General features: G+C 69.8%; 19 protein-coding genes. 15 read left to right on the top strand and 4 right to left on the bottom strand.

The genetic code is table 11. The features are described 5' to 3' along the window. The first annotated feature begins 47 nt into the window (after window positions 1–47). From flgG to ACQ86G_RS14330, 9 genes are all read left to right on the top strand, one after another. Entirely contained in the window at window positions 48–830 is a 783-nt protein-coding gene (flgG, locus tag ACQ86G_RS14370) for a flagellar basal-body rod protein FlgG (RefSeq protein WP_431261169.1), read from the top strand. A 94-nt stretch (window positions 831–924) separates the two neighbouring features. Next, the gene (locus ACQ86G_RS14365; protein WP_431261168.1) at window positions 925–1,641 is read left to right on the top strand and encodes a flagellar basal body L-ring protein FlgH; all 717 of its coding nucleotides are present in this window, start codon (window positions 925–927) and stop codon (window positions 1,639–1,641) included. 45 nt (window positions 1,642–1,686) lie between these two features. Beyond that, the gene (locus ACQ86G_RS14360; RefSeq protein ID WP_431261167.1) at window positions 1,687–2,832 is read left to right on the top strand and encodes a flagellar basal body P-ring protein FlgI; all 1,146 of its coding nucleotides are present in this window, start codon (window positions 1,687–1,689) and stop codon (window positions 2,830–2,832) included. A 36-nt stretch (window positions 2,833–2,868) separates the two neighbouring features. After that, a complete protein-coding gene (flgJ, locus tag ACQ86G_RS14355; RefSeq protein ID WP_431261166.1) occupies window positions 2,869–3,720 on the top strand; it encodes a flagellar assembly peptidoglycan hydrolase FlgJ in 852 nt (283 codons plus the stop codon). A gap of 62 nt (window positions 3,721–3,782) precedes the next feature. Continuing rightward, a complete protein-coding gene (gene flgK, locus ACQ86G_RS14350; RefSeq protein WP_431261165.1) occupies window positions 3,783–5,759 on the top strand; it encodes a flagellar hook-associated protein FlgK in 1,977 nt (658 codons plus the stop codon). 36 nt (window positions 5,760–5,795) lie between these two features. Beyond that, window positions 5,796–7,043, top strand: a complete 1,248-nt coding sequence (flgL, locus tag ACQ86G_RS14345; protein ID WP_431261164.1) for a flagellar hook-associated protein FlgL — start codon at window positions 5,796–5,798, stop codon at window positions 7,041–7,043. Between the two features lie 13 nt (window positions 7,044–7,056). Beyond that, window positions 7,057–8,202, top strand: a complete 1,146-nt coding sequence (locus tag ACQ86G_RS14340; protein WP_431261163.1) for an EAL and HDOD domain-containing protein — start codon at window positions 7,057–7,059, stop codon at window positions 8,200–8,202. Between the two features lie 953 nt (window positions 8,203–9,155). After that, window positions 9,156–10,943, top strand: coding sequence for a sensor histidine kinase (locus tag ACQ86G_RS14335; RefSeq protein ID WP_431261162.1), 1,788 nt, complete (start codon window positions 9,156–9,158; stop codon window positions 10,941–10,943). 225 nt (window positions 10,944–11,168) lie between these two features. Continuing rightward, on the top strand, window positions 11,169–11,795 hold the full coding sequence (locus ACQ86G_RS14330) for a response regulator (RefSeq protein ID WP_431261161.1): 627 nt from the start codon (window positions 11,169–11,171) through the stop codon (window positions 11,793–11,795). A gap of 51 nt (window positions 11,796–11,846) precedes the next feature. Here ACQ86G_RS14330 and ACQ86G_RS14325 read toward each other — a convergent pair whose 3' ends face one another. Beyond that, window positions 11,847–13,493, bottom strand: coding sequence for a sensor histidine kinase (locus tag ACQ86G_RS14325; protein ID WP_431261160.1), 1,647 nt, complete (start codon window positions 13,491–13,493; stop codon window positions 11,847–11,849). A 329-nt stretch (window positions 13,494–13,822) separates the two neighbouring features. Between ACQ86G_RS14325 and ACQ86G_RS14320 the strand changes: the two genes are divergently transcribed. The 4 genes from ACQ86G_RS14320 (at window position 13,823) to ACQ86G_RS14305 (ending at window position 19,056) form a co-directional block, all read left to right on the top strand. Then, on the top strand, window positions 13,823–14,206 hold the full coding sequence (locus tag ACQ86G_RS14320) for an Hpt domain-containing protein (RefSeq protein WP_431261159.1): 384 nt from the start codon (window positions 13,823–13,825) through the stop codon (window positions 14,204–14,206). Further along, complete coding sequence (locus ACQ86G_RS14315; protein ID WP_431261158.1) at window positions 14,203–16,410, top strand: putative bifunctional diguanylate cyclase/phosphodiesterase; 2,208 nt, start codon at window positions 14,203–14,205, stop codon at window positions 16,408–16,410. Before ACQ86G_RS14320 ends, ACQ86G_RS14315 begins: the two co-directional genes overlap by 4 nt. After that, a complete protein-coding gene (locus tag ACQ86G_RS14310; protein ID WP_431261400.1) occupies window positions 16,326–18,338 on the top strand; it encodes a diguanylate cyclase domain-containing protein in 2,013 nt (670 codons plus the stop codon). Before ACQ86G_RS14315 ends, ACQ86G_RS14310 begins: the two co-directional genes overlap by 85 nt. Window positions 18,339–18,465: 127 nt before the next feature. Continuing rightward, on the top strand, window positions 18,466–19,056 hold the full coding sequence (locus tag ACQ86G_RS14305) for a hypothetical protein (protein WP_431261157.1): 591 nt from the start codon (window positions 18,466–18,468) through the stop codon (window positions 19,054–19,056). 79 nt (window positions 19,057–19,135) lie between these two features. Here ACQ86G_RS14305 and ACQ86G_RS14300 read toward each other — a convergent pair whose 3' ends face one another. The 3 genes from ACQ86G_RS14300 to ACQ86G_RS14290 form a co-directional block, all read right to left on the bottom strand. Continuing rightward, complete coding sequence (locus tag ACQ86G_RS14300; protein WP_431261156.1) at window positions 19,136–19,651, bottom strand: DUF1697 domain-containing protein; 516 nt, start codon at window positions 19,649–19,651, stop codon at window positions 19,136–19,138. 136 nt (window positions 19,652–19,787) lie between these two features. Then, window positions 19,788–21,089: a DUF445 domain-containing protein gene (locus ACQ86G_RS14295; RefSeq protein WP_431261155.1), complete on the bottom strand. Its 1,302-nt coding sequence runs from the start codon at window positions 21,087–21,089 to the stop codon at window positions 19,788–19,790. Window positions 21,090–21,290: 201 nt separating this feature from the next. Further along, window positions 21,291–22,403 (bottom strand): hypothetical protein, encoded by a 1,113-nt coding sequence (locus ACQ86G_RS14290; RefSeq protein ID WP_431261154.1) that lies wholly within the window; start codon window positions 22,401–22,403, stop codon window positions 21,291–21,293. A 552-nt stretch (window positions 22,404–22,955) separates the two neighbouring features. Between ACQ86G_RS14290 and ACQ86G_RS14285 the strand changes: the two genes are divergently transcribed. Both ACQ86G_RS14285 and ACQ86G_RS14280 read left to right on the top strand, forming a co-directional pair. Beyond that, window positions 22,956–24,407, top strand: coding sequence for a SulP family inorganic anion transporter (locus ACQ86G_RS14285; RefSeq protein WP_431261153.1), 1,452 nt, complete (start codon window positions 22,956–22,958; stop codon window positions 24,405–24,407). 123 nt (window positions 24,408–24,530) lie between these two features. Beyond that, window positions 24,531–25,040 (top strand): OmpH family outer membrane protein, encoded by a 510-nt coding sequence (locus ACQ86G_RS14280; protein WP_431261152.1) that lies wholly within the window; start codon window positions 24,531–24,533, stop codon window positions 25,038–25,040. Window positions 25,041–25,067: the final 27 nt, after the last annotated feature.

Here is a 25,067-nt window from a genome sequence, read left to right as displayed (position 1 = left end):
CAGTTCGCAGTACGGAACCGCATTTGCCACAGGATTAGGAGACTTCGATGCTTCGCTCGCTCTGGACCGCCAAGACCGGCATGGAAACCCAGCAGACCCAGCTGGACGTGATTTCCCACAACCTCGCCAACGTCTCGACCAACGGCTTCAAGAAGTCGCACGCGGTCTTCGAAGACCTGATGTACCAGACGCTGCGCCAGCCCGGCGCCAACAACACCGAGCAGACCACGCTGCCCACCGGCATGCAGGTCGGCCTGGGTTCGCGCGCGGTCGCGACCTCGCGCAGCCACTCGCAGGGCAGCCTGACGCAGACGTCCAACTACCTCGACGTCGCCGTCAAGGGCAACGGTTTCTTCCAGGTCCAGATGCCCGACGGCACCACCGCCTACACCCGCGACGGCAGCTTCCAGCTGGACGCCAACGGCCAGGTCGTCACCAACAACGGCAACACGGTGCTGCCGGGGATCATCGTCCCGGCGGACTCCAAGACCCTGACCATCGGCGCCGACGGCACGGTGAGCGTCACCACCGCCGCCAGTGCCACGCCGACGACGCTGGGCCAGCTCCAGCTGGCGAACTTCATCAACCCGCCGGGGCTGGAATCGCTGGGCGGCAACCTGTACGCCGAGACCGTCGCCTCCGGCACGCCGCAGACCGGCGCGCCGGGCCAGAACAGCCTGGGCACGGTGCAGCAGGGCTTCGTCGAAACCTCGAACGTCAACGTCGTCGAGGAACTGGTGCAGATGATCCAGACGCAGCGCGCCTACGAAATGAACTCGAAGGCGATCACGACCACCGACCAGATGCTCCAGAAGCTCTCGCAGCTCTGACGGGCGCTCGCCCCGCTTTTCGACCGATCGGGCGCTGAACGCCCGCGCGACGATGCGGGGGCCTTCGTACCTGTCCGCGATCCCAGGAGTTGTCATGCCTTCGTTCCCGTCCCTGCCCCGACCCCTTCCCCGTTCCGTCGTCCTGCTGGCCGTCGTGCCGGCGGTCTTCGCGCTGACCGCGTGCTCGACCATGTACCCGCAGCCGCGCGTGGACATGCAGCCCGCGCCGGTCGTGAAGATGCCCGAGCCGATCCCGGCCTCCGCCAACAACGGCGCGATCTACCAGAACGCGAACTACCGGCCGCTGTTCGAGGATCACCGCGCCCGCCTGGTCGGCGACATCGTCACCGTGACGATCACCGAGAAGGTCAGCGCGACGCAGAAGTCGACCAGCGAACTGGACAAGAGCGGCGCCCTGGCCGCCGGCGTGACCGCGATCCCGGGCATCGCCGCGAACTCCTTCGGCGCCGGCCGCGCCGACGTGGCCGGCTCCTCGTCGAGCAAGAGCACCGGCAAGGGCACGAACGAGAACACCAACGACTTCTCCGGCACCATCACCGCCGTCGTCACCGGCGTGCTGCCCAACGGCCACCTGCTGATCTCGGGCGAGAAGCAGGTCGGCGTCAACGCCAACGTGGACGTGCTGCGCTTCTACGGCCAGGTCGACCCGCAGTCGATCCGTCAGGGGAACATCGTCGCCTCCACGGCGATCGCCAACGTCCGGGTCGAGCAGCGCGGTCGCGGCGCCGTCGCCGACGCGCACGGAATTGGCTGGCTATCCCGCTTCTTCTTGAACCTTTCGCCCGTTTAAGTTTCCCCACAATCGGTCACACGAGTCTGCAACCGTGTGACCGAGATGTACCCCAACACCCTCCCCCGCTTCATTTCCCGCTCCCCTCGCCTGCTGGCCTCCGGCCTGCTCGCGCTGATGGCCCTGCTCGCGATCGCGACGCCGGCCGAGGCGACGCGCATCAAGGAAGTCGCCGCGGTGCAGGGCGTCCGTTCCAACCCCTTGACCGGCTACGGCCTGGTGGTGGGCCTGGACGGCACCGGCGACCAGACCACGCAGGCCCCGTTCACGGGCCAGAGCATGACGGCGATGCTGCAGCAGTTCGGCGTGCTGCTCCCGCCCGGCGTGACCATGCAGCCGCGCAACGTCGCGGCGGTCATGATCACCACCTCCCTGCCCCCGTTCGCGCAACCCGGCCAGCCGCTGGACGTCGTCGTCTCGTCCATGGGCAACGCCAAGAGCCTGCGCGGCGGCACGCTGATCGCCACGCCGCTGCGCGGCGCCGACGGCCAGGTCTACGCCATCGCCCAGGGCAACATGATCGTCGGCGGCGCCGGCGCGTCCGCGGGCGGTTCCAAGGTCCAGATCAACCACCTGAGCGCCGGCCGCATCCCCGGCGGCGCGCTGGTCGAGCGCAGCGTGCCGACGCCGCTGCAGCAGAACGAATGGCTGCAGCTGGACCTGAACGCCTCCGACTTCGGCACCGCGCGCGCCGTCGCCAAGGCCATCAACAAGTCCAAGGGCGAAGGCACGGCGATGGCGCTGGACGGCCGCGTCGTGAAGGTCCGTGCCCCGCTGGCGCCGGACGCGCGCGTCGCCTTCCTGGCCGACATGGAGAACCTGAGCTTCGACCAGGAGACCCCGGCCGCCCGCATCGTCATCAACGCGCGGACCGGCTCGGTCGTCATGAACCAGGCCGTCACGCTGCAGCCCTGCGCGGTCGCGCACGGCAACCTGGCAGTGACCATCTCCAGCACGCCGCAGGTCAGCCAGCCCAATGCGCTGTCCGGCGGCCAGACCACGGTCACGCAGAAGACCGACATCTCGATCAAGCAGGATCCCGGCTCGCTGATCCAGCTGCCGGCCGGCGCGCGCCTGAACGACGTCGTCAAGGCGCTCAACACGCTGGGCGCCACGCCGCAGGACCTGCTGGCGATCCTCCAGGCGATGAAGAGCGCCGGCGCGTTGAACGCCGAACTCGAGGTGATCTGACATGGCCCTCTCCACCCCCTCAGCACCGCGCTCGGCATGGGCGTGAACGGCCTGTCGTCGGACACGCGCTCGGTCGAACAGCTCAAGGGCACCGCGTCGCGCGACCCCAAGGCCGCCGTCAAGGAGACCGCGCGCCAGTTCGAGGCCCTCTTCATGCAGGAAGTGATGAAGAGCATGCGCCAGGCCACGATGAACAGCGGGATGATGGAGAACTCGGCGACCCAGATGGGCGGCGAGATGCTGGACCAGCAGTACGCCGCGAAGATGACCGGCCTGCCCGGCGGCCTGTCGCAGGCCATCGAGCGCCATCTGCAGCGCCAGCTCGGCGTGAAGGACGGCGAGCTGCCGACGGCGAAGGACGCGACCAAGGTCCCGCAGCTGCCGGCGCTGGCCGTCAAGAACGTGCAGCCGCACGTGCAGGAGTTCATCCTCAAGCACGACGCCGCCGCCAAGTCGGCGCAGGCGGCGACCGGCATCCCGGCCAGCTTCATGATCGCGCAGGCCGCGCACGAGTCCGGCTGGGGCAAGCGCGAGATCCTGAACAAGGACGGCACCAGCAGCAACAACATCTTCGGCATCAAGGCCGGCGCCAACTGGACCGGCAAGGTCGCCGAGGTGCAGACCACCGAGTACATCGACGGCAAGGCGGTCAAGGTGACGGCCAAGTTCCGCGCCTACGCCAGCCATGAAGAGGCCTTCAAGGACTACGCCAAGCTGATCGGCAACAACGACCGCTACCGCGACGTCGTCGCCAAGGCCAACACCGGCAGCGCCGAGGGCTTCGCCAAGGGCCTGCAGAAGGCCGGCTACGCCACCGACCCCGAGTACGCGACCAAGCTGGCGCGCACGATCAACACCACGATGCGCGTGCAGCGCGCGCTGGCCTGATCGCGCGCCGCTGAGCACGTCCTGAACGCCTAGAACGCCCAGGAAAGACCGAGGACACCGACATGAGTACCTCTCCGCTGCTCTCGCTCGGCATGCGCGCGATGTTCGCCAACCAGGCGGCGCTGCAGACGATCGGCCAGAACATCGCCAACGCGAACACGCAGGGCTACTCGCGCCAGGAAGTGGTGCTGACCACGCCCGAGGGCCAGTTCACCGGCGCGGGCTACTTCGGCAAGGGCGTCAACGTGCAGACGGTGACCCGCTCGCACAACGAATTCCTGACCCGCGAGGCCGCGGCCGCCAAGTCGCAGGCCTTCGCCGACACGACCATGCAGTCGCAGCTGGCGCAGCTGGAGAAGCTCTTCCCCACCGGCGACGACAGCATCGGCCAGTCGGCCAACGACTTCCTGAACGCGCTGGTCGACGTGGCCAGCCGTCCGAACGATCCGTCGGCGCGCCAGGTCGTGCTGGGCAAGGCCCAGGCGCTGGCCGCGCGCTTCCAGAGCGCCGGCCAGCAGCTCGCCGACCTGCAGTCGGGCGTCGTCAGCGACATGAACGCCGACGTCAAGCAGGTCAACGAACTCGCCAAGCAGATCGCCGCGGCCAACGACCAGATCGCCCGCTCGGCCGGCACCAGCCACACCCCGAACGACCTGCTCGACAAGCGCGACCAGTTGATCTCGCAGCTCAGCCAGTACGTGCAGGTCAGCACCGTCCCCAACGCCCGCGACGGCACGACCGGCGTGTTCATCGGCGGCGGCCAGGTGCTGGTGCTCGGCGGCCAGGCGCAGCAGCTGTCGGTCACGCCCGATCCCTACGACGGCGCGCGCGCGCAGCTCTCGATCACCGACACCAGCGGCACGCGCGTGCTCGACGACAGCACGCTGACCGGCGGCACGCTGACGGCGATGCTGCGTTACCAGAACACCCACCTGCAGGACGCCCGCAACCTGCTCGGCCAGATGGCGACCGCGATCGCGTCACGCGTCAACGAGCAGCAGAAGCTCGGCATCGACCTGAAGGCGCAGGCCGGCGGGCCGCTGTTCACGATCGCCAATCCGACGGTGCTGCCGGCGACGACCAACCGCGGCGACGCCAAGATCAGCGCGACCGTCACCGACGGCTCGCTGGTGCCGGCGCTGTCCTTCACGGTCACGCCCGATCCGACCGGCACGCCCGACAGCTACCAGATCTCGGTGCGCCCGGGCGGCCAGCCGACGATCATGAACAACGACCAGATCAAGGCGGCCTACGGCATCAGCCTGTCGACGAGCGGCACCATGCAGCAGGGCGACAGCTTCCTGCTGGAGCCGGTGGCCAACGCGGCGGGCAGCTTCAAGCGCGCGCTGGACGATCCGGCGGGCCTGGCGGCGGCGTCGCCGATCATCGGCACCACCAACGTCAACAACAAGGGCACGGCGACCGTCGACACGCTCTACGCGATCAACGACAAGTTCGACAAGAGCAAGCAGCCCGCGACCGTCGAATTCGGCGCCGTCAACCCCGACAACAGCATCAACTACACGATCACGCTGTCGGACAACACGCAGGTCAGCGGCACCTGGAAGGCCGGCGGCAAGATCGGCAACGACCCGGCCAACGGCGTGGACCTCGGCTTCGAGCTGAGCATCAACGGCGTGCCGCGCGAGGGCGACAAGATCGCCATGCAGGTGTCGGACCAGGTGGTGTCCACCAACAACGGCAACGCCAAGGCCTTCCTCGCGATGCAGAAGGAGCCCTTCCTGGGCAAGCAGCTGCAGGTCGACGGCACCTTGTCGCGCGGCCAGACCGTCAACGAGGCCTACGCCGCCGCGATGGCCGACATCGGCTCGCGCGTGCAGGGCGCGGACTACCTGGCGCAGGTCTCCACGACCGTGGCCTCGGACACCGAGCAGACCCGCTCCAGCCAGGCCGGCGTCAACCTCGACGAGGAGGCCGCCAAGCTGATGCAGTTCCAGCAGGGCTACCAGGCGGCCGCCAAGATGCTGCAGGCCGCGCAGAGCCTGTTCGATCAATTGCTGAGCGTGGTCGGCCGCTGACGCGGCCCGATCGACTGAACCCTGAAGGACGCAGCCATGCGACTCTCGACCAACAACATGTTCGACTCCAGCATCGCGACCTTGCAGCGCCGCCAGCAGGAGATGCAGGAAGCGCAGCAGCGCCTGACCAGCGGCAAGCGCGTCGAGAAGGCCAGCGACGACCCGACCGGCGCGGCCCGCGCCGAACGCGCCCGCACCTCGATCGGACAGGTCGACGCCAGCCAGCGCGCGCTGGACGCCAGCCGCAACAGCATGACGCTGGCCGAAAGCGCGCTGGGCGACGCCAACGAACTGATGCAGCAGATCCGCGAGGCGCTGGTCGCCGCCGGCAACGCCAGCTACAGCGATCCGGAACGCCAGGGCCTGGCCAACAAGGTCCAGGGCCTGCGCGACCAGCTGCTGTCCATCGCCAACCGCACCGACGGCGCGGGCGGCTACCTGTTCTCCGGCCAGGGCACCTCCGGCACGCCCTTCCTCGACAACCCGGTGCAGCGCGACGCGTCGGGCAACCGCACCGGCGGCGGCGTCGGCTTCGAGGGCGTCTCGGGCAGCGTCACGACCGGCAACCTCGAGAACTACCCGCTCAGCGTCGACGGCCGCCAGGCCTGGGAGCAGGCGCGCAGCGGCAACGGCACCTTCGAGACCGGCCCCGCCCCCAACGCGCTGACCGGCAGGGCCTCGACCGGCTACATCGACTCCGGCCGCGTCACCGACCCGGCGCTGATCACCGGCGACAGCTACAGCATCGTCGTCAGCGGCACCGCCCCCTCGCAGACCTACACCGTCTTCAACGAATCCCAGGGCCACGTGCCGGTCGCCAGCGACAACTACGCCGCCGGACAGACCGTCAAGTTCGACGGCATGGCGATGACGCTCGCCGGCGCGCCGTCCGACGGCGACACCTTCAGCGTCAAGCCGTCGACGGCCGACCTGAAGCTCTTCGAAGTGCTGGACCGCACCATCGAATCGCTCAAGGTCACCGGCCGCACCGGCCCCGAGATCACGCAGAACAACCTCATGAACCTGCGCGACCTGGACGCGGTGATGGGCAACCTCGCCAACGTGCGCAGCCAGGTGGGCGAGCAGATGAACAACCTCGACGGTTCGGAGTCCCGGCTGCAGACGCTCAAGGTTTACAACAAGGCTGAGCAATCTGCCGCAGAGGATCTGGACATGACCCAGGGCATTTCCGACTTCCAGAATCAGCAGACGGGCTACGATGCGGCGCTGAAGACCTACTCGATGGTGCAGCGCATGTCGCTGTTCCAGTACATCAACACCTGATGCGCCGATCTGCATGAACTCGACACACGCCGTGCTGGGCCAAGTGGCCCTGGGGTACGCGCCCCTGGTTTCCAAGTCCCTCGACATCGAGGCCACCCGCGTCACGGTGTTCGCGCTTCGCCCCGAGGGCACGCCCGACGCCGCCGAGCTGCTGGCCGCGCTGGCCGAGGCCTTCCCGACCAAACCCGTGCTGCTGAACGTGGCGCACGAAGGCCTGCTCAAGGGCCTGCTGGCCGCCGCGCTGCCGGGCAACTTCAAGATCGAAGTCCCGGCCTTCCTGCTGTCCGACGCGGACGTCGCGGCGCAGGCGCAGGCCCGCGGCGCGCTGATCAAGGGCCGTTCCGACGCGGCCGGCTTCAAGCAGCTGGTGCTGGACCTCCAGGAGCTCGGTGGCGGCCCGCTGCCGGCCGGCAAGTCGGTGCTGGTCTCCGGCGCCCGCAACGGCGGCGACTTCAAGCAGGCACTGGATGCCGGCGCGGCCGGCGTGCTGGGCTGGACCGTGCACGGCGAGTTCGAGGCGCCCGCCGCCCCGGCGGCCCGCAACGACTCGCAGGCCGACCTGCAGGTCATCGTGGAACTGATGTCGCGCGTGGACCAGGGCGAGGACGTGGAGCGCCTGGAGCAGACGCTCAAGCGCGACCCCAGCCTGGCCTTCAAGCTGCTGCGTTACATGAACTCCGCGGCCTTCGGCCTGTCGGTCGAGGTGTCCTCGTTCCGCCACGCGATCATGCTGCTGGGTTACGCCCGCCTGCGCCGCTGGCTGGCGCTGCTGCTGGCCACGGCCAGCAAGGACCACGCGATGCGCCCGGTCATGTTCGGCGCGTTGCGCCGCGGCCTGGTGATGGAAGAGCTGGCCAAGAGCATGACGGACTCCGAAGTCCGCGACGAGATGTTCATCTGCGGCCTGTTCTCGCTGCTGGACCACATGCTGAAGCAGCCCTTCGAGAAGCTGCTCCAGTCGATCCCGGTGCCCGAGCGCGTGCGCCAGGCGCTGGTCGACCAGACCGGTCCGTACAAGGGCTACCTGGACCTGGTGCAGGCGATCGAGAACGAATCGGTCTTCGACGTCCGTGCCGCACTCGACACGCTGATGCTGGGCCCCGACGAAGTGAACGGCGCCGTCCTGCGCGCGCTGAACAAGGCCGCGCAACTCGAGTGATGCGGGCCTTCGGCCCCAGCAACGAGAGGCCTCGCCGGCACCGCCGCGAGGCCTTTTTCCATTGCAGTCCCCGGTCGGAAAACCGTCGAAGGACGACAGCGATGGGGGACGGCAGGTCGCGGGGTTCTGGCGCTTGACGCCAGGGCCCTGCGACCTGGCGGCCAACGCACCTCCCGTAGCAGGTAGTCGCCCTCACCCGGCATAAACTCGGCGCGTGTCCGCCCAACTCCCGCTCGCCTCCCCTGACCTCGACGCCTTGCGCGCGCTGCTGACGGCGCGTGGACTGGCGCTGGCCGACCTCCTGGCCGGATTGTGGGAAGGCCCCTGGCCGGCTTTCGTGCTCGACGCCAAGGGCCAGGTCTTGCTGACCAATGCGCGGCTGCAGGGGCTGATGGGCGGGATCTCGCTCAAAGGTGAGCGCCTGCTGCCCAGCGGCAAGGCGCAGGAGTTGCGCCTGGTCGACGACCAGGGTCGCGACCACCTGCTGCAGGCCTGGGTGCATCCGCTGGAGGGTGGACTGGGTCTGGCGCTGCTGCAGGACCACAGCACCGAACTCGCGGCGCGGGAACGCGCGGACCGGATGCAGTCGGAGATCGACCAGTGGCTCGACCTCAGTCCGCTGCCGGCGCTGATGCACGACGACCAGGGCCTGCTGCTGCGATTCAACGGCGCCTTTGCGGCGCTGTGCCGGCGGCTGAGCCCGCAGATGCCCATCAGCCTGCACGAGCTGCCGGCCGAGTGGCGCGACCTGTTGCATGGGAAGGCGCCCGAGTCGGGCCAGGAAACCCATCGCAACGCGCTGCTCGCGCCGCCGGGCGACCGCCGGCGCTGGATCCGCGTGCGCGCGCGCCGGCTGAGCGGCCCGTGGTCGCGGCCGCGGACGCTGGTGATGCTGGAGGACCGCAGCGCGGAGCAGGACCTGGAGCTCGCGCAGCAGCTGGCTGCAGACGCTGATGGACACGGCCGGCGTGGGCCTGGCGACCTTCCAGGCGGAAGCCGGCTGGTCGCGACCGGGCACCGGCGTGCCGGCACCACCGCCCATCCCCGGCGACGACGGCATGCGACCCGCGCCGGCGCTGCAGGGCGTGAACCGCGACATGGTCGAACCCGAATCGCGTGCCGAATACGAGAAGCTCCAGCAGGCGCTGAAGCAGGCGACGTCGACGGTCGCGCGTTACGCGGTCCGCCATCCCGAGCACGGGCTGCGCTGGTTGATGACGCGGGTCGAGATCGGCCAGCTGGCCTCGGGCCAGAAGACGACCTCGGTGCTGACCGTCGACATCACCGACCACCATCAGGCGCAGGAGCGCAACGAGCTGCTGCAGCATTCGCTGAACCTGCAGACCGAGCGCGAGCGCGCGGTGCTCGATTCGGTGCTGGTCGGCATCGTGACGGTCGGCCGGCAGGGCATCGAATGGATGAACCGCTCGGCGCGACGGATGTTCGGCGGGGACCTGCCGGAATTCGCCGGCCAGCCGATCAGCAGTGTCGCGACCGAGGCGCCGGACCACCCGTTCCGCCAGACGCAATACCTGGACGAACTGCCCGAGGGCCAGGCCGAGACCTTCGAGTGCCGCGTGGTCGCCCGCGACGGACGGGAGTTCTGGGTCGTGGGCAACGCGGTGGCGACGGTGGGGCCGGACAGCTCGCGCCAGCTGACCTACGCGCTGCTCGACATCGAACGCCGCCGCCAGGCCGAGGCGCAGAGCCAGCAGGCGCAGGCCTCGCTGCACCGGATCATCGAGGCCGCGCCGATCGCCATCAGCCTGCACGACGCACGCACGCTGCAGGTGCGCCAGATCAACCAGGCCGCCGCCGCGCTGGCCGGCCGGCCGGAGGAGGAGTTGCTGGGCGCAAGCCTGGAGGCGCTCTTCGGCAGCGGCGACGAGGCGCAGACGATCCGCTCGGACATGGAGTTCGCGCTGCAGAGCAGCGAGGTGCTGCAGCGCGAGTACCCGCTGACGGTGCGCGGCCAGGCGCGGATCTGGGACGCCCGGCTGCTGCACCTGGCGGGCGTCAACGATGCCAGCGGCGAACTGGAGCCGGAACAGCTGCTGCTCGTCGCCACCGACGTCACGCAACAGCGCGCGCAGGAAGCGGCGCGCCTGGAGGCGGCGATCGCGCAGCGCGAGCTGCTGGTGCGCGAGGTGCACCACCGGATCAAGAACAACCTCCAGGGCGTGGCCGGACTGCTGCAGCAGATCGCGGCGCGGCGGCCGGAAGTGCGCACGGTGATCAACGAGGCCGTCGGCCAGGTCCAGGCGATCGCGCAGGTCTACGGGCTGCAGGTGGGCATGTCGGGACCGCTGCGGCTGCGCAAGGTGGTCGAGGCGGTGATGGGCTCGGTGCAGCGCATGTTCGGGCGCGAGATCCTGGTCGACATCGACGGCACGATGGCCGAGCAGTCGCACCGCTGGGGCCTGCCGGAAGCCGAGGCGATCCCGATCGCGCTGACGCTCAACGAGCTGTTCACCAACGCGGTGAAGCACGGCGGCGAGACGCCGGTGCGCTGCGAACTGCGCTTCGACCCGGAGCAGGTGGTGCTGCGCATCATCAACCAGGGGCAGTTGCCGGCGGGTTTCGATCTGGCGCAGGTGCGGGGTGGCGTGTCGGGCCTGGGCCTGGTGCGCGCGCTGCTGCCGCGGCGCAGCGCGCTGCTCGGGCTCACGCAGGAAGGCGATCAGGTCGTCTGCGAACTCAGCCTGTGGCCGCCCGGCGTGCAGTTGCTGGAGGCGTTGTGACCGCGATGGGCGCCCTCGCGGCGAGTCCGGACCGACGCCTCGACCGGGGCACGGGCAGCCCGCGGGGTCACTTGTGACCACCCGAAACCGGGGCCCGGCCCCGGCAGCCCCGCCCACGGCATTTCGGTGACAATCCTGGGTCCCCCTTCGATTGGGGTTGGCCTTGGTGGTCGAGGTGGCCTGGATGGTCTTGATGGCCTTGATGGCCTTGGATTCGGGAGCAGCGTGAGCAGCTTGGATGGCGTGAGCAAGGACGTGGGCGCGAGCGGCAAGGGCCGCATCCTGGTCGTGGACGACGACCGGCTGGTGCTCGCCACCCTGACGCACGGCCTCGCCCAGGCCGGTTACGAGGTCCTCGACGCCGACAACGGCGACGATGCGATCCTCATCGCCCGGCAGCACCGGCCCGACCTGGCGCTGCTCGACATCCGCATGGAAGGCATGACCGGCTTCGACGTCGCCGGCTACCTGCGCGACTACCTGCAACTGCCCTTCATGTTCCTGTCGGCCTTCGCCGACGAGGCCACCGTGGCCAAGGTCAAGGAACTGGGCGCGCTCGCCTACCTGGTCAAGCCGCTGGACATCCACCAGATCGTCCCCGCCGTCGAGGCCGCCTTCGCGAACCGGCCTGCCCGCACCGTCGCGGCGCCGCCCGCGCCGGCCGTCGATTCGACCTCGTCGCTCGAAGTCGTCGAGGCGATGGCGCTGGGCGTGCTGATGCACCGCTACTCGCTGACCCGTGCGCAGGCGCTGTCGCGCCTGGAACGCATGGCCGCGGAGCAGTCGATCGAGACCGGGGAACAGGCCCGACGCATCGTCGAGGCCGTCGAGCAGCTGGCGCTCGGGAGCTGATCCCGCCAACGGCTCGAGCCGCGACGGCACCGATGCCGACAGCGGCGCCGGTCAGTTCGGCAGCGTGAAGTAGAAACGGGCGCCCTGCCCGACTTCGGACTCGGCCCAGATGTCGCCGCCATGCCGGCGCACGATGCGCCGCGCCGAGGCGAGCCCCACGCCGGTGCCCTGGAAATCGCTCGCGCTGTGCAACCGCTGGAACACGCCGAAGAGGCGGTCCGCGAAGCGCATGTCGAAACCCGCGCCGTTGTCGGTGACGACGAACACCCGTTCGCCCTGGCGCTGCTCGGACTCGAAGCGGATCTCGGCGTGGTCGCGCTTGCCGCTGTATTTCCACGCGTTGCCGAGCAGGTTCTCCAGCACCATGCGCAGCAGCGTCGGATCGCCCTGCACGCGCAGGCCCGACTGCACCTGCGCATCGACCGCGCGGGTCGGCGCGCCGCGGCGGAGCTCGTCCACGACCTGCGAGGCCAGCAGCGACAGGTCGACCGTCTCGTGCCGCAGTGCCTGCGACGACAGGTGCGACAGCGCCAGCAGCGAGTCGATCATGCTGTGCATCCGCGTCGAGGCGCCGAGCACCCGGTCCAGGTGGTCGTTGCCGGCGCGATCCAGCAGCCGGCCGTAGTCTTCCTTGAGGATGCGGGTGAAGCCCTCGACCACGCGCAGCGGGGCGCGCAGGTCGTGCGACACGGTGTAGCTGAACGAGGCCTGGTCCGCCCGCGCCTGCTCCGCCGCCTGCATGGCCAGCGCCGCCGGCACGGTCTCGACCGCGCCCTGCGGCCACAGGCTCAGCAGCCTGGCGCCGCCGTGCGGCAGCGCCGTCAGGCACAGCCACCAGGCGCCGCAGGCGCTGCCGGACTGCAGGTCGGGCTGCGCCAGGGCCTGGCGGAGTTCCTCGGGCAGGCGCTCCTCGCAGGCGCGCCAGAGCTGGCCCCGCGCTTCCGAGCCGCCCATCATCTGCGCGGCGGCGTCGTTGAAATCGATCAGGCGCGTGGCGGCGCCGGTGCCGCCCGCCGCGGCGCCTCCAGCGCTGTTGCCGGCGCCGGCGTTATCGCTCAGCAGCCACGCGGGGCCGGGCAGCGCCTGCAGCCATTCGGTCGACGACGTGGCCGCCGTGCCGGCCGTGGGGCCCGAAAGCACCATGTCCGAATCCGCCGTCGGCGTGTCGTCCAGCACGCGCGCCGCGCCGAGATGACCGGCGAAGCGACCCGCCGCGTCCGTCGTCGCCTGTCCGCGCAGCTCCCAGCGACGGCCCTGGCCATCGACCACCCGCAGACGGTCGAAGCTCTGTCCGGGTTCGACCTGCCCGCGCAGGTCCGGAACCGGTGCCTCCGTCGACGCCCCGTTCGCGTCGGACAGCGGCTGGAAGCGCTCCCACAACCGCTGCGTCACCGCGCCGTTCATCGCCGTGCCGGCCCAGCTCGACGCGGGCGCGCCCTGGGGCGCCTGCCAGCGGATCAGGTGGTGCTGGGCGTCGGTCTGCCAGAGCCAGTCCGGCTGCAGCTGCGTCAGCGATTGGGCCTGCTGGCGGCTCTCGCGCAGCAGCTCGCCGAACTGCGCCCGCGCCAGCCGCACCGCCAGGTGCCAGGTCAGCGCGGCCACGAAGATCATCAGCGCGGCGCCCGCCATCACGGCGGTCAGCACCAGGCCGGGTCCGCTGGGCTCGAGGTTGAGCGCCAGCAGCAGGAGCAGGACCACGACCGCCAGCCCCAAGGCCAGCGCGGCTCCCTTCCATGGCCGACGGCGCGCGGCGGCTTCCCCAACCTGTTCATGCGAACCATTGTAGGCAGGCAACTGCTGGCCCCCGGACCTCGAACACGGGTGGGGGAGACCCTGCGCTTCGCCTCAGGCGGCATGGATGCGACACCCACCCCAGGACTTACCCCGAGCAGCGTCTCCAAGAACACCAGAATTGACTGCTTTTTCGCACGCTCGCATCCTTGCGGTGAACGACAATGGTCTGCAACTCCGCGTGGAACCACCCGCGGCGCCATGATCAGAAGATGTCACCAGACTACGCCACGACCATGCCCTCCCGGACGCAGCCCGAACCCGCCGTGCTGGACGACCAGGCCCTCGCCCGTCTGCGCGAGCTGGACCCGGAGGGTGTGAACCATCTGCTGGAGCGTGTCGTGGCCGCCTTCCTGAAATCGCTGGACCAGCAGGAACAGGTGCTCGCGGCGGGCCGCGACGCGCCGCGCGACCTGAACGCGCTGCGCCACGTGGCGCACACCCTGAAGTCGGCCGCGGCCAGCCTGGGCGCCACGGCGCTGTCGCAGCGCTGCGCCGAGATCGAGGGCCTGGCCCGCTCCGGCCGCGAGGACGGCCTGGCCGACCTGATCGGGACCGTGCAGGACGACATCGCCGCCGCCCGCCTCGCCATGCAGCAACTGGTGCGACCCGCACGATGAGCCGCGTCGTGAAGGAAGGCGAACTGATCGAGCGGCCGCGCGTCCTGCTGGTGGACGACGACCCGGTCAACCTGATGCTGAGCGAGGCCGCGCTGCAGGAGCACGGCTTCGAGGTCACCGCGCTGAGCGGCGGGCTGCAGGCGCTGCAGCTGGTGACGCAATGGACGCCGGAACTCATCGTGCTGGACGCGCTGATGCCGGAGCTCGACGGCTTCGAGACCTGCGAGCGGCTGCGCGCCATGCCCGGTTTCGAGAACGCCCCCATCCTGATGCTGACCGGCCTCGACGACGAGGCCTCCATCAACCGCGCCTACCAGGCCGGCGCGACCGATTTCTTCGTCAAGTCCACCCAGTGGCGGCTGCTGGCCGGCCGGCTGCGCTACATGCTGCGCAGCTCGCGCACGCGCCAGGAACTCGAGCGCAGCAAGTCCAAGCTGGCCCGCGCGCAAGACCTGGCCCGCATGGGCAGCTTCGAGTGGCAGACCGGCCACGGCTTCAAGCTTGCCAACGAGGCGCTGCGCGTCTTCGGCCGCGGGCCGATCGATCCGCTGGACTTCATCGGCGTGATGCGCATGGTGCCGCGCGAGGAGCGCCTGCTCTTCATGCGGCTGCTGCGCGACGTCGTCGCCCACAACTCGGTGCTGGTGACCGACCTGCCGTTCACGCTGCTGGACGGCCGCAAGCGCGTCATCCACATCGAGGCCGAGCCCGAGTTCAACGAGCACGGCAACGCCTGCGGCTACACCGGCGTCATCCAGGACGTGACCGACCGCCGCATGGCGGAGGACCGCATCCGCGAGCTGGCCAACTTCGACGCGCTGACCGGGCTGCCCAACCGCCGCCAGTTGATGTGGCGCGCCGAGCGCGCCATCGAGGCCGGCCGCCGCATGGGCCACGAGGTCGGCCTGCTGCTGATCGACCTGGACCGCTTCAAGGTCATCAACGACACGCTGGGCCATGCCGCCGGCGACGACCTGCTGATGGAAGTCGGCCGCCGCCTGCGCTCCTGCGTGCGCCACAGCGACCAGGTGATGGAAGGGATGCTGGAATCGGTCGGCACGCGCTCGCACCGCACGCTGGAGGCCGTGGGCCGCCTGGGCGGCGACGAGTTCGTCGCGCTGCTGCCCGAGGTCGGCGACGAGAGCGATGCCGAACGCGTCGCCGAGCGCGTGCTGGAGGCGCTGCGCGAGCCGATCTTCATCGCCGGCCAGGAATGCTTCGTGACCGCGTCGGTGGGCATCTCGCTCTACCCGCGCGACGGCCTGACGATGGCCGACCTGCTGCGCAACGCCGACGTCGCGATGTACGCGGTCAAGAACCAGGGCCGCAACGCGTCGGCGCTGTATTCGCCGATGCTGGCGGGCCGCGGGCGCGAGAAGCTCGAGCTCGAGTCGGCGCTGCACAAGGCGATCGAGCGCGACGAGCTGGTGCTGCACTACCAGCCCAAGATCGACGTCCGCACCGCCCGCATGGTCGGCGCCGAGGCGCTGATGCGCTGGCGCCGCGGCAACACGCTGGTGCCGCCGGGCGAATTCATCCCGCTGGCCGAGGAAACCGGCCTGATCGTGCCGCTGTCCGAATGGGCGCTGCGCGAGGCCGCGCGCCAGGCCAAGGTCTGGCAGCTGAATTTCGGCTTCAGCGAGTCGATCGCGGTGAACCTGCCGAACCGGCTGTTCGAGCGTTCGGACCTGGTCGAGCACATCCACCAGTTCGTCAGCCAGTGGGGCGTGCCGCACCGCGCGATCCAGCTCGAGATCACCGAGACCGGCCTGATGAAGGACCTGCAGAGCGTGATCCCGTCGCTGCACCGGCTCAACGAGGTCGGCGTCGAGATCTCGATCGACGACTTCGGCACCGGCTACTCGTCGCTGGCCTACCTGACGACGCTGCCGATCTCCGAAGTGAAGATCGACCGCAGCTTCGTCCGCGACCTGGGCATCACGCCGCAGAGCTCGGCGGTGGTCACCGCGATCATCGCGCTGGCACGCTCGCTGGGCCTGCAGGTCATCGCCGAAGGTGTCGAGACGCTGCGGCAGATGGAAGTCCTGAGACGGCTGGACTGCAGCCTGATGCAGGGTTTCCTGTTCAGCAAGCCGCTGCCGCCGGACGACCTGGAGCGCTGGCTCGCGCAGACCGTGCTGCCGCGCAAGGCCCCCTGGATCCTGCCGACGTCCGACGCCGGCGAAGACCTTCCGACACGCTGAGCCCGGTCCCGGCCGCGAGCGTCAGCGCCCTCCCCCGCATTCACCGAGTCCCGACCGATGCCGCAGCAGCCCCCGCTCTCCTGGCAAAAGCGGCCCTGCGCCGGCTGGCGCTGGACAAGCTGGAACCCACCCCCGAGAACTACGCCCGCGCCTATGCGCAGGAGTCCGGCGAGCCCGCCCGCGGCGGCGCGGGCACGCAGCTGCCCGAACGCGCGCAGGGCTCCGTCGCCCGGCTGCTCGGTCTGGCGGTGCCCGATCCGCAGCAGCGCCAGGGCTTCGCGATGCAGGTGCGCGATGGCAAGTGGGACGAGCTCCAGCGCGCGCTGGAGGCGCTGCAGCAGACGCACGGTCCCGGCGCCCAGGCGGAGCAGCTGGCGCAGCTGATCGAACGGATGATGCGCGGCCTGGAACGCGGCGGCCGGCAATGGACGCTGGCGCGCAAGAAGGACGGCGTGCTGCGCGTGCTGCAGAGCAACCGCAGCGACCCGCAACGACTGACCCTGCGCCTGAAGCAGCTGGTGGCGAGCTGGGATTCCGACGTCAGCGACGCGCGCGTGGAAACGCAACCGGCGCCACTGGACGGCATCGAGGACGACGAGGACGAACGCGCCGGAACACCGAGCCAGTTCTTCAGCGAAGAAGAAGCCGCGCAGCCGCCAGCCGAGGCAGCAGCAGCCGCCGCCGCCGCGCGTTACGGCTCGCTCGACACGCTGATGGGCGAGGCGGGCCCGGGCCTGCAATCGTGGCCCGAGGTCGGCACGCACCTGAACGGCACCGTGCGCCACGCGCTGCGCTCGGACGACGCGCGGGCGCAGGAACTGATCGACGAACTCGGCGTGGCGCATGCGGAGCTGGTCCGCGACGGCGCGACGCCCGAGCGCGCGGGACAGATGGATGCGCTGTGCATCCGCGCGCGACGCTGGCTGGACCACCGCAACCACGCCTTCACCGAGCTGGGCAAGCTCTGTGGCGAGCTGACCGGCAGCCTGGCTGACCTGGCCGAGGACGACTCCTGGGCGCAGGGCCAGTGCGAGGCGATGAACCAGACCCTGGCGCAGGGCCTGACGGCGCGCAGCGTACGCTCGGTCAGCGAGCTGCTGCACGGCACGCGCGAGCGCCAGCAGAGCCTGCGCGAGGAACGCGGCCGCGCCCGCGACGCGCTCAAGGGCCTGATCAACCGGATGCTGCAGGAGCTGGGCGAGCTCGGCCAGCACACCGACCGCTTCAGCGACAGCGTGGGCAAGTACGCCACGGTGATCGAGCAGGCCGACTCGCTGGAGAGCCTGGCGGGCGTCGTGCGCGAGATGGTTGAGGAAAGCCGCAGCGTGCAGTCGCTGGTGCAGAACACGCAAGGTCGGCTGCGCGACGAACACGACCGGGCGACGCAGCTCGCCGGGCGCGTCGAACAGCTCGAAGGTGAGCTGCGCCGCCTGTCCAGCGAAGTCCAGACCGACCAGCTGACGCAGGTCGCCAACCGGCGCGGCCTGATCGCGACCTTCGAGACCGAACGCGCGAAGCTCGAGCGCGATCCCAAGCCGCTGGCGCTGGCGCTGCTGGACATCGACAACTTCAAGAAGCTCAACGACAACCTCGGCCACGCGGCCGGCGACGAGGCGCTGAAGGCGCTGGCGGCGCGGGTGTCGGGCATGCTGCGGCCGGGCGACAAGGTCGGCCGCTGGGGTGGCGAGGAGTTCGTGCTGATCCTGCCCGAAGCGCCGCTCGAGGAGGCACAGGCGGTGCTGCTGCGGCTGCAGCGTTCGCTGTCGGCCAGCCTGTTCATGCACGAGGGGCGCGACGTGTTCGTCACCTTCTCGGCGGGCGTGACGCTGTTCCGCGGCAACGAGACGATGGAGCAGGCGCTGGACCGCGCGGACGAGGCGCTCTACGAGGCCAAGCGCACCGGCAAGAACCGGGCGTGCGTCGCCTGAGGCGCATGATGCGTCCGGGGCGGGACGCCCGGAACCGTTGACACGGCGGGCCTGAGGTCCGCCGTCGTGCTTCAGCCATTCGCCGTCGATCGCACCGCGAGGCGGCGCCCCTTGAGGAGCCCGAGCGATGGACCACGCCGCGATCGATCCGACCCAGTTCATCCACATCCGGATGGTGCTGAGCATGGTGGTCAGCCTGTCCATCGCGCGGCTGCTGTCGGGGCTGGCGAAGTTCGTGCAGCACCCGGGCCGGCTGAAGGTCGACGGCGTCCACCTGCTGTGGGCGCTCTACATGATGGTGACGCTCATCCACTTCTGGTGGTGGGAGTTCGCGCTGAGCCGCGTGGGGCCGTGGCACTTCCTGCAGTTCGTGTTCGTGGTCGGCTACAGCGCGGTGCTGTACCTGCTGTGCGCGATCCTCTTCCCCGACGACATCGCCGAGTACGCCGGCTACCGCGACTACTTCCAGTCGCGGCGGCGCTGGTTCTTCGGCATCCTGGCGTTCACGCTGCTGCTGGACGTCGCGGACAGCGCGCTCAAGGGCACGGCGCACCTGCAGGAGCTGGGCACCGTCTACGGCGTGAAGACCGCGGGCGCGATCGTGCTGTGCGGCGTCGCCGCGCTGGTCACCAGCCGGCGCGTCCAGTGGGCGCTGGTGGTCGTCGCGCTGGCGGTGCAGCAGTGGCGGATCCTGCGGCTCTACAACGTGCTGTCGTGACCCCTCGTCGAGCGCCACCGTCGCGAGCCGCCGTCACGGGCCGCCAGGAGCTTTCTCCGTGCGCGGCCCGGGCCCGTCCTCAGGCCTTGATGCACTTGCGCACCGTGTCGACGGTGCGGGTCGTGATCTGCTTGCCGAAGGTCTTCTCCAGCATCGTCATGAACAGCGGGCCCGTCTCGTTGGGCAGGTAGTGGCTGTAGACCTCGACGCCCTCGAGCTTGCAGATTGCAGCGCCGTCGCTTTCGAACGGCAGCACGACCTGACCCTCGTGCGGTCTCTTGAGGAAGGTGATCAGCTGCTTGGCCGCGGCCGGCGGATGGAAGGCGGCGTGGTGGTCGGCGTCGACGATCCTTCCGAGGTGCTCGACCGGCCGCACGGTGGTGGCGAAGGCCTTGGCGAGCGTGTCGGTCATCGCCTGCTCGGCGATGCGCTCGAGCTCGTCGACCGGCGCGCCGGGGTGGTCGAAGACGACGTTGCCACTGGAGATCACCGTTTTCACCCGCGTGAAGCCGGCGGCCTCGAACGCGCGGATCAGGTCCGGCATCCGGGCGTTCATCGGGCTGACCCCGCGGAGGAAGGCGACGTAACGGGGCATGGCGAGATCCGGAAGGAGCTGAGGATCGGCGGAGTCTACGGTCGTTGGCCCGATGCTCAATCAACAACAGTCGTTGCCCATTGAGCAACAGGTGTTGCCGATTCGACCACGGACGGCGCCAGATGCGGAACGACCTTCAGCGCTGCGCCAGGATCGTCACCGCATACAGCAACAGCCCGATGACGCCGCCCACCAGCGTCCCGTTCAGCCGGATGAACTGCAGGTCGCGCCCGACGCTGAGCTCGATCTGCCGCACGAGGCTGCGGTCGTCCCAGTCCTTGACGGTGGACGCGATGTGGCGCGTGATGCCTTCGCGCATGCTGCCGACCATGCGGCCCGCGGCGGAAAGCACATGCTCGTTGATCGCCTGCACCAGCGCCGGATCGCGGCTCAGCCGGTCGCCGAGCGCCGCCAGCGACTGGTCCAGATGCCGCATCAGCACCGAGTCCTCGCGGCGCAGGTCCTGCTCGATGGTGGCGCGGACCTCCGTCCAGACGCCGTCCAGGTAGGCGCGCACGTCGTCGCTCTGCACGACGCGGTCCTTCATCGCGTTGATATCGCTCGCGAACGCGGGGTCCTGGCGCAGGCGCTCGATGAATTCGAGGATCCAGGCATCGAACTGGCGGCGCACCGAGTGGTCGGGCTGCGCGAGCGCGGTCTGCACCTCCTCGACCAGCTGCAGCGCCAGCTTGTCGGACAGGCTGTCGGCCATCTTGTCGACGTTGGCGATGGTGTCCACGAGCTTGATCGCCTTCGGCCACTGGGTGCTGGCGAACTTCACCAGCCGCGCCGCGACGAGCGCCCGCACCTCCGGCGTGGCCAGGTAGTCGCGCAGCTTGGACAACGCGCCGTCGAGCACGTCCTGGTGGCGGCCGGACTTGGTCAGCACGTCCAGGACCGAGGCGGCCGTGCCGGTGGCGTTCCAGGACAGCGCGCGGGCGACGAGGAACTCGCCGATGGCGCGGCGCACGGCCTGCTCGTTGAGCAGCGAGAGCGCCTCGACGGCCATCGTGCGGACGGAGCCGGTCACCTGCGCAAGGTTGACGGGCTCGCGCAGCCACTGGCCGAGGCGCTCGGCGGGGTTGAGGACCTGCAGCTTCTCGAGCAGGACCTCGGGGTGGAGGAAGTTGTCGCGGACGAACTCGGCCAGGCTGTCGGCGATGCGGTGCTTGCCCTGCGGGATGAGCGCGGTGTGCGGGATCGGCAGGCCCAGCGGATGGCGGAACAGCGCGACGACGGCGAACCAGTCGGCCAGGCCGCCGATGGCGGCGGCCTCGCAGAAGGCCTTCAGCCAGGCCCACGGGCCCTGGGCGCCCATGACGAGGCTGACGAGCAGGCCGGCCAGCGACGCCAGCAGGCAGCCCAGCGCGACCCGCTTCATGCGGCGCAGGTCGACGGCGCGAGGGTCGGAAGGACTCGGTGAGGAGATCAGCGGCATCGGCGACGGGGCGGCAGTTTCGGTGCCTGGGGCACCCGCCGACCGGGCGGGCGGGACGATGGTGAGCTTGTATCACCAGTCCGTGCCGCTTCCCGCCCCTCAGCGCGTCGGAGTCAAGACGGATGCCATGGCGTGGCGGAACGCCTGGCCGAAGACCTTCCCCGGGGGTCGTTCGGCGGAAGGATCGCTATTGGCGAAAGCTCAAGGCACCGTGTAGATGACCGGGACGGAATATGTCCAGGTGTGGCCGTAGGCGACGGCGTCGATGCGGATCGTCGCGTTGTAGGTGCCGCTTGCCAGGCACGAGGGGAATCCGACCAGGCCGCAGCGATTGAACCGGAACCGCACGTGCCGCGCATTGTTGGCGGGTCCGTCGCCGGAAGTGAACGGGACCACGTCATAGCCCTGCAACCAGTCCGGGGCGGGACTGCCGATCCGGGTGATGTTCAAGACGCTCTGGATGGGCATCAGCACATCGACGCTCGCCAGCAGGGAGTCGCCGCCGGCGCTGGAGACTTCCAGGGTCGGGGTCAGCAGGGTCAGGGCTTGCACGCTGGCGCCCGCGACCTCGTAGCTGAGGGTCACGACCTTGTCCTTGAAGCCGGGCGAAGACAGTCCGAGCGTGGCGGTGTAGGTGCCGGCCCAGCCGCCCAGCGGCTTGATCTGCATGCCGGTGGGCGTGTTCTTGAAGGAGAACACCTCATTGGTCGCCCGGAATGTCCCGCCTCGCGGGTCCCGGTGCTCGACGAGCGACATGAAGAGGCTGTAGGTCTTGCCCGCCGGCAAGGTCACGGCGAGGTCCTGCGCCGGCCCGCCCGCGCCCACGGGTGCCGAGAAGTTCAGCGTGGTGGCGCTGACCGCCAGGGTGTCGATCTGGACGTCCTTGCGCACGGTCTGCGGGGACCCGGCGTACTGCTGCGTGCAGGCGGCGTCCTTGCACACCTTGATGACGACGGGCTGCGTGTAGCGGCCGGGACCCGCGCTGTTGCCGACCGACAGCGTCAAGGAGGCGCGGTTGCCCGTGAGGGCCGGCGCCGCTCCGACAACGAGCCGGTCGGGGTCGTCCACGATCACGTAGACGGTGTCGCTGCCGGGCGTGCCGGAGAAGCTGGCGCTGAGCGTGAACTCCGGAAGCTTCGCTTGGGCGCCGTCGCCCATGGCGACGGCGATCGAGCCGGGGCTGAGTTCGCCGATGCTGAGTTCGGGCGCGGCGTCGCTTCCGCCGCCGCCGCACGCGGCGAGCGCCAGGGCCAGCGCAGAAACGGTCAGGCCCCTGGACATCGCGCGGGCCACACGCGCCATGGATCGAATCATCACCCCTCCCGGGTCGTCAGTTCTTGTCTTGAAGGGCAGCGCGCGCTCATTGCAAGAGCACGACGGCTGGCTCGGCGCGGTCGCACGAAGCGGCGGGAGGATATGTCAGTCCGCTTTACAGAGCCTGCCAAGCCCGCTTGACTGTGGGGGCGGCGCCACGACCGCCTGCGCGGCGATCCCGCCCTCAAGGGCCAGGCCTTGCCCTTGAAGGCCGCAGCGTGGGGGACGCCATCAACGCGGGCGCGGGCGCCGCGCTTGAGCCGATCGGAGCAGGCCGTCTTCCCTGCGACCTCTAGAATTCACCGATGCAGTCCAGGATCCCGTGCCGCCATCCCAGCACCCGTGAGGCGTGCCGCAGGGATGTCGCGCGCCTGCGCAGCTTCATGCGCCATCGCGCCGCCCGGATCTCGCAGAGCCGCCAGTCCGGCTGTTCGCGCCTGACGCCGCCGTAGCAAGCCCTGCCCCTTCCGCAGCACCGGGGTCGAAGCGCCAGCGTCTCGAGCCCGGAGGTCCACGCTTGTCCAAGATCCCGCGCGCGGGATCCACGCCGCCATGTCCCGACACACCCACCCCTTCCGCGCCGAATGGGCGCCCAGCATTCCGCGCGAGCTCATGGCCGGCGCGGTCGCGACCTTCGCCCTGATCCCGGAGGTCATCGCCTTCTCGTTCGTCGCCGGCGTCGATCCCGCGGTCGGCCTGTTCGCGTCCTTCGTCATCAGCCTCGTCATCGCCTTCACCGGCGGGCGACCCGCCATGGTGTCCGCTGCGGCAGGTTCCGTCGCGCTCGTCGCCGCGCCGCTGGTCCACGCCCACGGCGTGCAGTACCTCTTCGCCGCCGGTCTCCTGGCGGGTGTGGTGCAGATCCTGTTCGGCTGGCTCCGGCTCGGCGTGCTGATGCGCTATGTCTCCGGCTCGGTGCGGACAGGCTTCGTCAACGCCCTGGCCATCCTGATCTTCTCGGCCCAGATGCCCCACCTGATCGGCGCGAACGCGGCCACCTGGGCCATGGTCGGCGCCGGTCTCGTGATCATCTACGGGCTGCCCCGGCTGACCACCGCCGTCCCTTCCCCGCTGATCTGCATCGTGGTGCTTACGCTGGCGGCACACTGGCTCCGGCTCCCGCTGAAGACGGTCGCTGACCTCGGCCACCTGCCGGACGGCCTGCCGAGTTTCGGACTGCCGCAGGTGCCGCTCTCGCTCGAGACCCTGCGGCTGATCGCGCTCCCCGCCCTCGCGATCGCCATGGTCGGCCTGCTGGAATCGATGATGACGGCCAGCGTCGTCGACGACCTCACCGACACGCCGAGCGCCAAGAACCGCGAGTGCGCCGGCCTCGGCGCGGCCAACATCGGGGCCAGCCTCTTCGGCGGCATCGCCGGCTGCGGCATGATCGGCCAGACCGTCAGCAACGTCCGCTACGGTGGCCGAGGGCGGCTCTCGACGCTGTTCGCCGGCGCCTTCCTGCTCGTGCTGATGGTGCTGCTCAGGCCGTGGGTGTCGCAGGTGCCGGTGGCGGCGCTGGTGGCCATCATGGTGATGGTCTCCGCGGCGACCTTCGACTGGGGATCGGCCCGCGCGCTGCTGAAGCATCCGAAGCTGTCCAGCGCGGTGATGGTCGCCACCGTCGCGGTGACCGTGTCGACGGACAACCTGGCTGCCGGCGTCGCGGTGGGCGTGCTGCTCAGCGGCGTGTTCTTCACCGCCAAGGTCGCGCGCCTGCTGGACGTGACGAAGTCCGGCGACGAGGTGCTGACCTATCGCATCAGCGGCCAGGTGTTCTTCGCCTCCGCCGACCTGCTGGTCGATGCCTTCGACGTGCGCGACATCGACGGCAGGCCCGTCCGCATCGATCTGGGCGGCGCGCACTTGTGGGACATCACCGCGGTGAACGCGCTGGACAAGGTCTGCCAGCGCTTGCGCCGGCACGGCAGCACGGTGGAGGTCGTCGGCATGAATGCGCACAGCCGCGCGCTGATCTCGAAGCTGGACCTGGGGATCGAGTAGCCGACGGCCGCCGCGGACCGTCGCCATCCTGCGCCCCATGGCTTCTTAACGCGCCATCCGCTACCCTCCACGCCGCATGCCAGGACGCCGGTTCTCGGTACCGGTCGACGCAGGGAGATGATGATGAACAGACTCGGACGGTCGCTTGCGTGCGCCGTGCTCTTGTGCGGGAGCGTGTGCGGCGTCCAGGCCCAGCAGCTCAAGGTCGGCTACGTCGACGTGCAGAAGGTCATCAACGACAGCGCGCCCGGCAAGGCGGCCCAGGTCCAGCTGCAGGAGGAGTTCAGCAGGCGCCAGAAGAATCTCCAGGACCTCGATGGCAGCTGGAACGCCGCGACGGCGCAGCTGGAGAAGGACGCGCCCACGCTCTCCGAACTGGAGCGCGTGCGCCGCGGCAAGGACGTCGCGGACCAGGCGCGCGCGCTGGAGCGGGCGAAACGGGAGTTCGACGGCGATCTCGAGTACCGCAAGGCCCAGGAGTACGCCACCTTGAAGGAGCGCGTCGAGCGTGCGATCAAGGCGGTCGCCCAGGAGCGCAAGATCGATCTGATCTTCGTGGAGCACGTGGCCTTCGCCAAGGAGAGCGCCGACCTCTCGATGCTCGTCATCGAGGCGGTGAACGCACAGCGCTGAACACGATGCGCAGCGACGGGCGACGCG

This window comes from Roseateles chitinivorans (assembly GCF_050632145.1).
Lineage (GTDB): Bacteria > Pseudomonadota > Gammaproteobacteria > Burkholderiales > Burkholderiaceae_C > Roseateles > Roseateles chitinivorans_B.
The sequence above is the reverse complement of the archived record's forward strand: the minus strand, read 5'-3'. Positions and strand labels throughout refer to the sequence as shown.

Coding starts and splice junctions, on each gene's coding strand:
- ACQ86G_RS14290 (WP_431261154.1), bottom strand. CDS start 22,403: ATGATTCGATCCATGGCGCGTGTGGCCCGCGCGATGTCCAGGGGCCTG.
- ACQ86G_RS14340 (WP_431261163.1), top strand. CDS start 7,057: ATGAACTCGACACACGCCGTGCTGGGCCAAGTGGCCCTGGGGTACGCG.
- ACQ86G_RS14320 (WP_431261159.1), top strand. CDS start 13,823: ATGCCCTCCCGGACGCAGCCCGAACCCGCCGTGCTGGACGACCAGGCC.
- ACQ86G_RS14280 (WP_431261152.1), top strand. CDS start 24,531: ATGAACAGACTCGGACGGTCGCTTGCGTGCGCCGTGCTCTTGTGCGGG.
- flgL (WP_431261164.1), top strand. CDS start 5,796: ATGCGACTCTCGACCAACAACATGTTCGACTCCAGCATCGCGACCTTG.
- ACQ86G_RS14300 (WP_431261156.1), bottom strand. CDS start 19,651: ATGCCCCGTTACGTCGCCTTCCTCCGCGGGGTCAGCCCGATGAACGCC.
- flgG (WP_431261169.1), top strand. CDS start 48: ATGCTTCGCTCGCTCTGGACCGCCAAGACCGGCATGGAAACCCAGCAG.
- ACQ86G_RS14360 (WP_431261167.1), top strand. CDS start 1,687: ATGTACCCCAACACCCTCCCCCGCTTCATTTCCCGCTCCCCTCGCCTG.
- ACQ86G_RS14365 (WP_431261168.1), top strand. CDS start 925: ATGCCTTCGTTCCCGTCCCTGCCCCGACCCCTTCCCCGTTCCGTCGTC.
- ACQ86G_RS14305 (WP_431261157.1), top strand. CDS start 18,466: ATGGACCACGCCGCGATCGATCCGACCCAGTTCATCCACATCCGGATG.
- ACQ86G_RS14315 (WP_431261158.1), top strand. CDS start 14,203: ATGAGCCGCGTCGTGAAGGAAGGCGAACTGATCGAGCGGCCGCGCGTC.
- ACQ86G_RS14285 (WP_431261153.1), top strand. CDS start 22,956: ATGTCCCGACACACCCACCCCTTCCGCGCCGAATGGGCGCCCAGCATT.
- ACQ86G_RS14295 (WP_431261155.1), bottom strand. CDS start 21,089: ATGCCGCTGATCTCCTCACCGAGTCCTTCCGACCCTCGCGCCGTCGAC.
- ACQ86G_RS14335 (WP_431261162.1), top strand. CDS start 9,156: ATGGACACGGCCGGCGTGGGCCTGGCGACCTTCCAGGCGGAAGCCGGC.
- flgK (WP_431261165.1), top strand. CDS start 3,783: ATGAGTACCTCTCCGCTGCTCTCGCTCGGCATGCGCGCGATGTTCGCC.
- flgJ (WP_431261166.1), top strand. CDS start 2,869: ATGGGCGTGAACGGCCTGTCGTCGGACACGCGCTCGGTCGAACAGCTC.